This window comes from Bacillus sp. LQ16 (assembly GCF_057784645.1).
Map to the genome: position 1 here is coordinate 3,591,638 of NZ_CM173491.1, position 12,622 is coordinate 3,604,259.

Consider the following 12,622-nt stretch of genomic DNA (forward strand, 5'->3'; position numbering starts at 1 on the left):
TCATATTTATCCTTACATACAAATAAAAAGCATCCTAGATGGATGCTTTTTATTTCAATGATATGTACTTAATCTTGATTAATCAAAATAACTGCTGGACCAGCGACCACCACTCCAGCTACTTCTATCTTTTCAAATTCCTTTACTGTAATAGAGATAACTCCTTCTCTTTCCATCAATTCTTTACTCAGGACATCAGTCGGGATTGCTTTCACCGTCTTACCTCCTTTTCATTTATACAATATGATAAAGTGAAACTTTAATGAGTGGGGTTTTTGTCCGTACTTATTAATTATTACCCCTCACCAATCGGACTAATAATCACCCAATGCATCTATATATATGCATCACCTCCGCTTTCATTCCTTATTCCACTCAAAAACCTTCTCCCCCTTCCGTGACATATTGAAAAATAAAAAAGAAGCTATAACATATAGCTTCCCTCTACGTTTCTTTAATCTTTATGCACCGTATATTCCATGACTTTTCCACCTCTATCAAATTGGAAAACAAGCTGTTCGCTATCTATTGGAAGAAAGCCACGTTCAGTCCCAAGATAATACAAAGTGGTAACTCCTTCTTCCCCACTTCTCGTTTCCGTTGGAGCCCCTAATAATTGTATAATTTCTTCATTTGATTTCCCTATTAATTTATATTTTTGTAATAGATCATCTACCATATATACCCGCTTATCTGCATGATTTAACCATCTATTTTGATTAAACTTTGATGTATATTCATTTACACTTAGTTGTACAGTGCATACTATTAATGGTATGAGTGCTACTATTACCCCCCCCAACATTTGCTTCTTTTCTTCATTACGATTTTTAGAAACATATAAAATAGCCCTTTGAATCATGACTAATAAAACAAATGGTATGAATACTACAAAAATGCTCCTTACACTTAAGGGTATATGGACCATATCAATGACGAATATAAATAGAATGTACATTACTATATACAAACAAAAATAGACATACAAAATGCCACGTAGCATAGCGTTCAGAGAGATCTCCCCTTTTAACTCACTATATAATTCATCCGGCTAATCATTTCTCGAATCTGTTCTAATTCTTGCACTGTATATACTACTTTCCCTGCTAAGATTTCATTTCTGAAGAACGTTACAATTTGCTCCCGATCTTTTAATCTAGGTGTTTCCTCACTAGAAAGATCTATTATTTCTTTTCCATTTTCATTATAAAAATATACAACTGGTTTTACCTTTTCTTTTATACTATTAGCCTGCATTTCTTTCAAACAATTGTATAAAATTTGAGATAGTTTCTTCGCCTTATATACTGGATTTCCTTCATTTTTCACTTGCATAGTTGACGAATCTTTACCTACTATATATTCAAATGTCTCTTCTTTTTCAACTTCTTGTTGATACTTACCCATTTCATCAATCATAAATGAATATATACCAGCATTTTCTTTCGTTAAACCATGAATTAATTTCTCTTCCCATTCTTTCGTCTCAAGTAGATAAATACCAGTTTTGCACAAGATGAGATGATGGATTCGATTATCGTTTATTTCACTATTATTTTTAATAAAAACATTCGGCATGATTTCAATTTCAGCATCTAATATGATGCCTTGCTCTATGAATCCTCGCTTCATATAATGTAATGTTTCGTACGTATTCATTTCAGCGCCGTTTTTAGTATATTCTCGTAAATTTGCAATTAATTTTTGAAACATATGTATTTCGTTATTATGTTTATTTTGTATTTCACTACGTTCTTTACTATGTTGCATAGCTAATTGATTTTTCATCATACGCATATTTTCAATTTCTCTATTTGCACTTACTTGTAAATCATTGTATTTTTTCTGTTCCATATTTTTCAAATTATTTTGTTGTTCTTTATGCTCTATCACCGTAGCTGCAATTTCGTTTTCATATGTTTCAATTGCTTGTTTCTTTTCAAATTCTACTTGCTGACTCTCTGATTCTAACTGTTTATTTTTATAAAACAGCACAAATACTACAGCTAATAATATTAAAACCGCACCTATTAGCACATAATTCATATTTTTACCCCTTTATTTCATTTTCTATTATTTTTTTAAAATATATCTACTATAGTATACTATGGTTTCGATATAGACTTTGTAAAAGTTGTATATTTTTAATAAAAGGCACCTCTGACGGGGCACCTTTTATTTTCACTCTATTGTACACCATACTGAATATAACTTGGATCGTAGTATATCCATTGATTTGTCCCTAAGCAAAGCCATCCATCTTGCTTACTCCATACTCGATACGATTCACCATGATGTAACTGTCTTATAACATTTCCTTTTAATGATGGAGCGTCACGTAAATTTACATTATCACCAGTAATAGTCGCCACATAATGTTTATACTGAATATAACTCGGATCATTATATACCCACTGATTTGTCCCTAAACAAAGCCATCCATCTTGTTCTCCCCAAACTTCATATGTTTCGCCACGATTCAATTGGCGAATTATACTAGACTGCAAAGATGGTCCACTTCTCAAATTCACATTATCTCCATTAATTATAGCAACCCCGTACACTGGAGTTGCATTATTAGGCGGAGAAACATTCCCTCCACCACTTGCTCCATTCCCTTGTAAAGCTTCTAGTGAAACTGCAGCTGATACATCACAATTTCCTACACCTGAAATTTGTCCAGAATCTGTGTACTGCCATGCTGTCCACGCTGTCCATCCACCAGCATCAGCAGGCGGTGTACTCGAGTATTTAGCAATCCAAAGTGGAATATCACTTAATCCGCTAATTCCGAACTCATTAATATACCAAACTCCTGTATATAACATTACATCTTTTCCAGTAGCCTGTTTCACATAATTTATGAAGTTTCTTGCCCAATTCGATATAGCGCTACCAGTTAAATTACTATTACTCGGATCTTTTGGTGATTCTAAATCCAGAACTGGCATTAAGTCTGTCTGGTTACTTTGTAATATACTCACAAAATATTTCGCCTCTGAAATTGCATCATTTTGTTCTGGACGTGCAAAATGGTATGCACCAATTAATACATTCGCACTTCGGGCTGCTTGTACATTTTTAGTAAAAGTAGGATCAATATAATTTACACCTTCTGTCGCTTTTGCATACGCTGCTGGAATTCCAGATGCCTTCACTGCATTCCAATCAATATTCCCTTCCCAATGAGACACATCAATAAACGTAACATTTGAACTCGATCTGTTTTGCATATAAAATCTCCTATCAATTTTTTTACTTCGTATACATACAATATGTACAAGTTTCATAAGAGGACACGACATTTATGCTATAGAAACAAAGAGTAAATATATTTTGTATACAAAATAAAAAAGACCTTGTATTTACAAGGCCTTTTGCAAACTCCCTTTATTTTGTAACAAGTACATATTATAATACAAACCTTGCTCACTTAGTAATTCTTGATGTGTTCCTCTTTCTACTATCTCTCCATCATGCATCACAAAAATTTGATCTGCATCTTGAATTGTAGATAACCTATGCGCAATGGCTATCGTCGTTCTACCTTTTCGCATTTGTTGCAACGCTGTTTGAATAGCCTCTTCTGTTTCTGTATCGATATTAGCTGTTGCTTCATCTAATACTAATACTTTCGGATTCGTTGCTATCGTTCTAGCAAAAGCAATTAATTGTCGTTGACCGCTTGAAAATGCTGCACCTCTTTCTACTACTTCTGTTTCATACTGCTCTGGTAACTTTTCAATAAACGTATTCGCTTGCACAAATCGAGCAGCTTCTTTTACTTCTTCATCCGTAATTTCTTCATTATACATACGAATATTTTGCTTTACATTTCCAGCAAATAAAAATGCATCTTGCAATACGAGTCCTATTTTCTTTCTAATTTCTCGTTCTTCAAATTTTTCTAAATCTACACCGTCTATTACAATATTTCCTGACTTAAGATTATAAAATCGCATTAACAAATTCATAATCGTACTTTTTCCGCTACCAGTATGCCCAACAAAAGCAACCGTTTGCCCTTGTTTCACGTGAAATGATACATTTTTTAAAACGTCACGCTTTCCATCATACGAAAAAGTAACATTTTTAAATTCAATATCTCCATCCACAACTTGAGGATTCTCATTGCCTTTTTGAACCGGTGCTAAATCTTTCTCGTCCATTAAATGAAATACACGTGATGACGAAACAAGTGCCTGTTGGAAAAAGGACAATTTCATCATCATCTCATTTACAGGTTGGAAGAAACGATGTATATAGTTAACAAAAGCATATAAAACGCCTACTTCAACAGGGCTCTTTAAAGCATCAATCCCAAATAAACCTAGTACTAAAGCAATAGCTACAATATGTACTAAATCCGTAGCTGGTCGTAAAAGTAATGCGTCTAACTTCAATGTACGTCGCCCTGCACTATAATGTTTATTATTCACTTCTTCAAACTCTTTTCTCATACGTTTTTCTTGTCTGAACACTTGAACAATATTCATTCCTTGTATGGACTCGTTCAATTTTGCATTTAACACGCTTAGTTGATTACGTACTTCTAAATAAAAAGCTGCACTTTTCCGGCGATATAATACCATAATCGCGAACATTATCGGAATTAATACGAGAGAAAATAACGCTAATTTTACATCTAATAAAAACATCGCTATTAAAATACCTACTAAAAAGACTACATTTTTCACAAATGTTGATAATACACTGACATAAAAATCTTTAATCGCTTCCGTATCATTCGTTATACGAGATACGAGCGTACCAATTGGCGTACGATCAAAGAAACTTAATGATAGCTTTTGAACATGTTCATATACTTCAACTCGCATATCTTGAACAATCTTAAAAGCAATGTTCTGAAAGTACAATAGATTTAAATACGTAAATAATACTTTTAATAAATGAGCAACTATGTAAATTACAAATAAAGTAACGAGTGCTGATCGTTCAAAATCCCGCGGTACTAGGTGTTCATCGAGGAATTGTTTAATTAAAAAAGGCCCCATCATTTCCGTTACTGTCGCACCAACTAAAAAGATAAATGCTAAAGATAGCAACCCTTTATATGGCTTCATATAAGAAAGCAATCTACTTAAATCACTTCGCTTCTTCTCTACCATCATACGCCTCCTTTCTCAACTAAAGCTTCTAATTGCTGACTTTCATACATTTCTTTATACCAGCCGTTTTCCTTCATTAATTCCTCATGTGTACCTCTTTGTACAATTCTACCTTCATCAACAACAAGAATAAGATTGGCATGCTGAATTGCACTTAATCGGTGTGCAGTAATAATCGTCGTTTTCCCTGCTCTTTCCCTCTTTAAGGCACTTAAAATTGTCTCTTCTGTTTTTGCATCTACCGCTGATAAACAATCATCCAAAATTAAAATTTCAGCATTTGTTAATAAAGCACGAGCAATAGAGATTCGCTGTTTTTGACCACCAGATAACGAAACGCCTCTTTCCCCTACTACTGTTTCATATCCTTCTGAAAATTGGAGGATATCATTATGAATACAAGCAATCTCTGCAGCTTCGGTAATTTCATTATATGTAGCATCCGCCTTTCCAAAGGCAATATTCTCACCAATACTTGCTGAAAATAAAAAATGATCTTGCGGCACATATGAAATAGCAGAACGGACACCATGAAGTGTTAAATCTCGAATATCTCGCTCCCCAACTTTTAATTCACCATTAAAATGATCATACTCACGGATTAAACATTTTAATAAAGTCGTTTTCCCTGCACCTGTACGTCCTACAACTCCTAGCGTTTCGCCCTTCTTCAAATCAAAGTGAATATCGTTTAAATGTAACAGTTCATTTTTCTTATACGAAAATGAATCAACAGCAAACGAAACATTACCGCTCGCTATTGTATGTACAGCATTTTCTCTATTTACTACATCTGATTTTTGTGAAAGAATTTTTTCTACACGGTCATATGAAGCACGCCCACGCTCCATAATATTGAACAACCATCCAAACGCTAACATTGGCCAAACGAGGGTACCTAAATATGTCGTAAATGTAACGAGATCACCTACTGTTAATTCACCTCTTACAACTAATACCGATCCGTAACATACTGCAATTAAAAAAGAAAATCCAACGATAAGAGCGATTGTCGGATCAAATAACGAATCAATACGTGCAACTAACACATTTTTATGCACAACATCTTCTGATTTTTTTCGAAACGCCTGCAAATCTTCTTTCTCTTGCCCAAGCGATCGAATCACTTTCATTCCACTCATACTCTCTTGCACTTTATCATTAATTTCCGAAAACGATTGCTGTGCTTTATGAAACCTTTTATGTAATAACGTTCCATAATAATTTGTCGAAATGGCTACAATCGGCATCGGAATTAAACTTAACAATGTTAACTTCCAACTAATTGTAAAACCCATCGCTACGAGTACACATCCCCCAACAGCTAATGAATCAACAAGCGTTAAAACACCCGCTCCAGCAGTTTGCTGGATTGCTTGAATATCATTGGTCGCATGTGCCATTAAATCACCTGTTCGATTTGACTGATAGAAAGATGGACTCATCTTTGTAAAATGTTCATATAAATTTTTTCGTAATTGGCGAGCTAATTTTAACGAAGACCCGAAAATCATAATACGCCATATGTAACGTAATATGTACATCGTAATACCTACAATTACTAATAGTACAACCCAATTTAGTAACTTATTGGTCGTCAATGTTCCATCATTAATTTCATCTACAACGATTCCAATTACTTTTGGTGCTACAAGTTCTAAAAGTGCAACGCCAAATAATAAAATAATTCCGGTTATGTATGCTCGTTTTTCTTGTTTAAAAAACCACGCTAAATTCATAAACACTTTCATTTTTTTCCTCCTCCCTTAAAATGAGCGATGTTTTCAGTTTATCAAAAATACAGAATTTTTAAAAGTTTTAAAAACTGTAACTAACAAAAAGAAAGACACTCTTAGCGAGTGTCTTTTAGCGCTTATTTCATTTGTTGCTTGTTCATTGCGCTCATCATTTGATTGATTTTCTTTTGGGAAGGTTTTTGTCCCATTTGCATCATCATCATTTTTAACATTTGTTCGTTAATTGGTGGATTTTTTTGTAAGTAATTCATCATGTATTTGCGGGCAATGAAAAATCCTAACGCCACGCCTGCTACTAGTGCTACTACGCCCACTAGAATACCTAACCAAATTGGCATATATTTTCCTCCTTCATGTTGTCTACCTTACAGTGTACTAAAACCTTTTCAATAAGACAAGATACAATTCGACATTTTTACACATATGTTCGTACTTGTTTTAGAGGATTCAGCCATCCGTACTTTGTATTTTCATAATCCATAGCTAAAAATGTTAATTCACACTTTCTTAACACCTCAAAGAAAGTCGTTTCCATAGAGACATTTCCAGAGGTATTCATACGAATATAGTGCGGTTTCACCATTATTTCACCGTACTCCGCTCCCGTATAAAGTGTATGTGTATGATGTGTTCTATCATATTTACCAAGAACGCGCAAAGCTTGTTCTAATTTATGATGAATTTTCATTACTTGCAATGGTTTTGTTATATACATCATTTGTTTATATAACACTTTTTTCTCCGAAAGGGACCCAGATTCTGAAAATCGAGCAAATAAATCAAAAAACAAATATTCACGACCAAAATAAGATTTCGCAATATCCTCTTGAATTAAATACAATTCATACGTTTTCATTTTTCCCCTCCCAATCTGGACAACCTTTTCTCTTCATTATATATAAGAAAATTTGCAATGATTGTCTGACTGCGGAGAGATAAAAAACTTTTTCTGTCGAAAAAACTCATTTACATAGAAAAATCTCTCCATGCCGGAGAGATTTTTCTGAAATCATTAAAGCATTTCTTTTACTTTACGAACAACGTTCTCTACAGTAAATCCATACTCTTCCATAATCTTCTCACCAGGAGCAGAAGCACCGAATGTATCGATACCTAACACATCTCCTTCAAGACCTACGTAACGGTGCCATCCGAATGTAGCACCCATTTCGATTGCGAAACGTTTTGTTACTGCTTTTGGTAATACAGATTCTTTGTACTCTGCAGTTTGAGCTTCAAAACGATCCATAGATGGCATGCTGACAACAGCTGCGTCAACACCGTCTGCTGCTAATGCTTTTTGAGCTTCAACAGCTAGGCTTACTTCAGATCCAGTTGCAAGTAAGATAACATCAGCCGTTTCTTTCTTGCTTGCAGAAACTACATATGCACCTTTTGCTACTTTTTCATACGTATCATCTTTTGCACCTTCTAATGTTGGAAGGTCTTGACGAGTTAATACTAAAGCAGTTGGTTTGTTTGTAGATTCTAAAGCCAGTCTCCAAGCTGCAACAGATTCGTTACCATCAGCTGGACGGATAACAGAAACGTTCGGCATTGCACGAAGCGCTGCTAATTGCTCGACTGGTTCATGTGTTGGACCATCTTCACCAACAGCGATACTGTCATGTGTGAATACATACGTTACTGGCAATTGCATTAATGCTGCAAGGCGAATTGCTGGACGTAAGTAATCAGAGAATACGAAGAACGTACCACCGTAAGTTTTTAAACCGCCATGTAATGCAATACCGTTCATTGCTGCACCCATTGCGAACTCACGTACACCGTACCAAATGTTTTTACCGCTGTAATCATCTCTTGTAAAGTCTTTTTCGTTATTCATGTATGTTTTGTTAGAACCAGCAAGGTCAGCAGATCCACCGAAGAATGATGGTACAGACTCTGCAATTGCATTAATTACAGCACCAGAAGAATTACGAGTTGCTGCTTTTGATCCTAATTCATAAGTTGGTAAGTTTTGCTCCCAACCTTCTGGAAGTTGACCGTTCATTGCTGCTTGGAATTCGTTTGCTAATTCTGGGTATGCTTGTGCATATTCACCTAGCATAGTGTTCCACTCAGCTTGCGTAGTTTCACCAACATCTTGTACTGTTTTACGGAAGTTGTCGTATACCTCTTCTGCTACGTGGAAATCTTGCTCAGCAGTCCAAGCATATGCTTCTTTCGTTAATTTTGTTTCTTCTACACCAAGTGGAGAACCATGTGAAGCTGATTTTCCTGATTTGTTTGGAGAACCGAAACCAATTGTCGTTCTTACTTCAATTAGCGTTGGGCGTTTTTCGTCAGCTTTCGCTTCTTCAATTGCTTTCGCGATTGCTTCAATATCGTTTCCATCCTCAACACGGATTACTTGCCATCCGTATGCTTTGTAACGATCTTCTACACTTTCAGAGAATGAACGATTTAAATCGCCATCTAATGAAATATCGTTTGAATCATAAAGCACAACAAGGCGACCTAATTGTAAATGAGCAGCTAATGAAGATGCTTCAGCAGAAACGCCTTCCATTAAATCTCCATCACCACAAATAGCGTATGTATAATGATCTACTACATTATACGCATCACGGTTATATTTAGCAGCTAAATGTCTTTCAGCCATTGCCATACCTACAGCAGTTGCAATACCTTGTCCAAGTGGACCAGTCGTTGCATCTACACCAGCTGTATGACCGTACTCAGGATGTCCTGGAGTTTTGCTTCCCCATTGACGGAAGTTCTTTAAGTCATCCATTGTTACATCATAACCAGATAGGTGAAGTAGGCTGTATAATAACATTGAACCATGACCTGCAGATAATACGAAACGATCACGGTTAAACCACGTTGGGTTATTTGGATTGTGTTTCATAAATTGAGTCCATAATGTATAAGCCATTGGTGCTGCACCCATTGGCATTCCTGGGTGACCAGAGTTTGCTTTTTCAATCGCATCGATGGATAATGTGCGAATCGTGTTGATAGAAAGTTGTTCGATTGAATGTGACATGCTATTCTTCCCTTCGCTTATATTAGTAAACGTTTTATACATTTATATGATAGCTTCCCACGCAAGATTATACAACATGTATCGACAAATATGTTGATATTTTTTTGATTTTTTATAAAAAAATCAATGTTTCCGGGAATGTATGGGCATTCAATATGACATACTTTTTCATTATTTTTATTTTAAAAAGAAAGAGAATTATCTGTATATTTATACAAATTTCTTCTATTCTTACTTTTTTAAATACGTTTTTAAAAACATAAAAAAGCATCTAACTTCGATGCTTTTCAAATAAGTTAAACAATCCGTTTCCGAATCGAACTTGAAATCAAATCAATTATAATTACCATTAAAATAATACCTAATAAAATAATACCAACACGAGACCAATTCCGTGAACTCAGCGCAAAAATTAAAGGTGTACCAATCCCTCCCGCTCCAATAACCCCTAAAATCGCAGCGGATCTTACATTAATTTCAAATCTGTATAACGTATACGATAGAAAATCTGGTAACACTTGTGGTAACACTGCATACCAAAGTATTTGAAAACGGTTTGCTCCTGTTGCTAGCAACGCTTCCGTCGGTCCTTTATCTATGTTTTCAATTCCTTCTGAATATAGTTTCCCTAACATTCCAATAGAATGTAATCCTAAAGCTAATACTCCTGCAAAAGAGCCTGGACCAACAGCTTTTATAAATAAAAGAGCCATAACTAATTCAGGAAACGTACGAACAAAACTAAGTACAAATTTCCCAGATCCTGAAGTTAATTTTCCACTACTCATATTCGTTGCCGCCCAAAAGGCAAACGGAACAGATAAAAATGCAGAAATAAATGTACCTAATATCGCAATTGCCAACGTATCAATTAATCCATGTAATAAATCTTCACCATCTGGCAAAGATACATACGACCAGTCTGGATTTAATATCCCTGTCATAATTGCTTTCGTGATTTCACCTGCTGTGTCCTTTATCCCTTCTAATGGTACTCCTGAAAAGGCCCATACATATACAACTGTAAGTGCTATTAAAATAATCCAGCGATATATACTCGGTTTCTTCGGTTTTGGCACAATCATCGTCGTTCTATTCATTATAGTTTCTCCCGCAACAATGTACTAATGTAGTCAATTAACAAAACAACAATAAGGGTATAGATAATTATAGAAGCAGTTTGTTGATATTGTAAAAATCCAAGTGTACGATCATAATATAGTCCAATACCACCTGCTCCTACTAAACCTAGGACAGCCGCTGCACGTACATTCACCTCAAATGTATATAGTACATAGGAAACAAAGTGTGCTTTTACTTGTGGAATGACTCCATAAACAATCCATTGTACCTTAGTAGCCCCTACAGCTGTCATCGCTTCTAGTGGGCCAGGGTCAATTGATTCAATTGATTCATACAACAATTTCGCTACAAGTCCAATTGAAAAAAAAGTAAGAGCCAAAATACCTGGAAGTGGCCCAATTCCAAAAATCGCTACGAAAATAGCCGCCAATAATAAATCTGGTATTGTTCGTATAAAATTTAAAATCATTCGAGCTAGACTGTATAAAAATGTGTTAGTAAACACATTACTTGCTGCAAACAATGCAAGTGGAATAGCTAAAATCGCTCCTAAGGTCGTCCCAATAATCGCCATACGTATTGTATCTAACATCGCTGTTGTAATAACTTGAAAATAACTCCAATCAGGTGGCACCATTTCTTTCAATAGATCTACCATATTTGGAAAACCGTCTACCAGTTTTGAAAATGATGCATCTACTTGTACACTACTACTCCACAGCATTAAAATAACTAAAATAAACGTTAACATATGTTTCAATTTACTCGGCGGCTTCGGTATTTCATTTGAATATATCGTCACGTCATTCATTTTACTGCCACCTCTAATAATTCGCTTTTCTGAGCAACGTCCCCATAAATTTCAGCAAATTTTTCATCCGTTGCTTCTTCTACTAAACCGTCAAAAACAATTTCTCCTGCATGTAATCCGATAATGCGTGTCGCATATTGTCTAGCCAAATCAATAGAATGTAAATTTACAATTGTCGTGATTCCAAAATCTTCATTAATTTTTTTCAAATCATCTAGCACTTGCTTTGTCGTAAGTGGATCTAACGATGCAACAGGCTCATCTGCCAATATGATTTTTGCTTCTTGCGCCAATGCTCTAGCTATCGATACACGTTGCTGTTGTCCTCCTGATAATTCATCAGCACGCGCATATGCTTTTTCTAAAATATTCACTCTTTTTAATGCTTGAAATGCGAGCTCCACATCTTCTTTCGGAAACAAACCTAACGTTGTACGTAATGTGGAATGATATCCAACACGACCAGCTAATACATTTTTTAATACTGTTGATCGCTTTACAAGGTTAAAACTTTGGAAGATCATACCGATATCCCGGCGCATACGCCTTAATCCTTTTCCTTTCGCAGAAGTAATAGACTCACCTTCAATAATGATTTCTCCTTCGGTAATCTCATGAAGACGATTTACGGATCTGAGAAGTGTAGATTTTCCAGCTCCGGATAATCCGACCATTACAATAAACTCACCTTTTTGAATCTTTAAATTTATATTATTCAATCCCTTTGTGCCATTCGGATACATTTTGGAAACATTTCGAAACTCTATCACACATCTTACCTACTTTCAATGTATTATCAATAACTAAAAAACGGCAAACTAACTGAAAT

The 12,622-nt window shown here is 35.3% G+C and carries 12 protein-coding genes; all 12 read right to left on the minus strand.

The genetic code is table 11. The annotated features are described in order from the left end of the window. Positions 1 to 68 precede the first annotated feature (68 nt). Complete coding sequence (locus AC3EMB_RS17980) at positions 69 to 215, minus strand: BC1881 family protein (RefSeq protein ID WP_000644411.1); 147 nt, start codon at positions 213 to 215, stop codon at positions 69 to 71. Positions 216 to 454: 239 nt separating this feature from the next. Further along, positions 455 to 1,003, minus strand: coding sequence for a hypothetical protein (locus AC3EMB_RS17985; protein WP_488517208.1), 549 nt, complete (start codon positions 1,001 to 1,003; stop codon positions 455 to 457). Positions 1,004 to 1,026: 23 nt separating this feature from the next. Continuing rightward, a complete protein-coding gene (locus AC3EMB_RS17990; protein WP_063548385.1) occupies positions 1,027 to 2,046 on the minus strand; it encodes an NERD domain-containing protein in 1,020 nt (339 codons plus the stop codon). Positions 2,047 to 2,186: 140 nt separating this feature from the next. After that, the gene (locus AC3EMB_RS17995) at positions 2,187 to 3,233 is read right to left on the minus strand and encodes a GH25 family lysozyme (RefSeq protein WP_488517209.1); all 1,047 of its coding nucleotides are present in this window, start codon (positions 3,231 to 3,233) and stop codon (positions 2,187 to 2,189) included. Between the two features lie 132 nt (positions 3,234 to 3,365). After that, positions 3,366 to 5,129 carry an ABC transporter ATP-binding protein gene (locus AC3EMB_RS18000; protein WP_000229518.1) on the minus strand — a complete coding sequence of 588 codons (1,764 nt, stop codon included), beginning with the start codon at positions 5,127 to 5,129 and terminating at the stop codon, positions 3,366 to 3,368. Continuing rightward, positions 5,129 to 6,880 (minus strand): ABC transporter ATP-binding protein, encoded by a 1,752-nt coding sequence (locus AC3EMB_RS18005; RefSeq protein ID WP_488517210.1) that lies wholly within the window; start codon positions 6,878 to 6,880, stop codon positions 5,129 to 5,131. The genes AC3EMB_RS18000 and AC3EMB_RS18005 overlap by 1 nt, the downstream gene beginning before the upstream one ends. A gap of 122 nt (positions 6,881 to 7,002) precedes the next feature. Next, entirely contained in the window at positions 7,003 to 7,224 is a 222-nt protein-coding gene (locus tag AC3EMB_RS18010) for a YneF family protein (RefSeq protein WP_001123317.1), read from the minus strand. A gap of 77 nt (positions 7,225 to 7,301) precedes the next feature. Further along, positions 7,302 to 7,742, minus strand: coding sequence for a sporulation inhibitor of replication protein SirA (sirA, locus tag AC3EMB_RS18015; RefSeq protein ID WP_000860652.1), 441 nt, complete (start codon positions 7,740 to 7,742; stop codon positions 7,302 to 7,304). Positions 7,743 to 7,898: 156 nt separating this feature from the next. Next, positions 7,899 to 9,899 carry a transketolase gene (gene tkt, locus AC3EMB_RS18020; protein WP_016512442.1) on the minus strand — a complete coding sequence of 667 codons (2,001 nt, stop codon included), beginning with the start codon at positions 9,897 to 9,899 and terminating at the stop codon, positions 7,899 to 7,901. Between the two features lie 296 nt (positions 9,900 to 10,195). After that, on the minus strand, positions 10,196 to 10,999 hold the full coding sequence (phnE, locus tag AC3EMB_RS18025) for a phosphonate ABC transporter, permease protein PhnE (protein WP_001082388.1): 804 nt from the start codon (positions 10,997 to 10,999) through the stop codon (positions 10,196 to 10,198). Next, a complete protein-coding gene (phnE, locus tag AC3EMB_RS18030) occupies positions 10,999 to 11,793 on the minus strand; it encodes a phosphonate ABC transporter, permease protein PhnE (RefSeq protein ID WP_001000774.1) in 795 nt (264 codons plus the stop codon). Before phnE (AC3EMB_RS18030) ends, phnE (AC3EMB_RS18025) begins: the two co-directional genes overlap by 1 nt. Continuing rightward, positions 11,790 to 12,563 (minus strand): phosphonate ABC transporter ATP-binding protein, encoded by a 774-nt coding sequence (gene phnC / locus AC3EMB_RS18035; protein ID WP_000569232.1) that lies wholly within the window; start codon positions 12,561 to 12,563, stop codon positions 11,790 to 11,792. Before phnC ends, phnE (AC3EMB_RS18030) begins: the two co-directional genes overlap by 4 nt. Between the last annotated feature and the right edge of the window lie 59 nt (positions 12,564 to 12,622).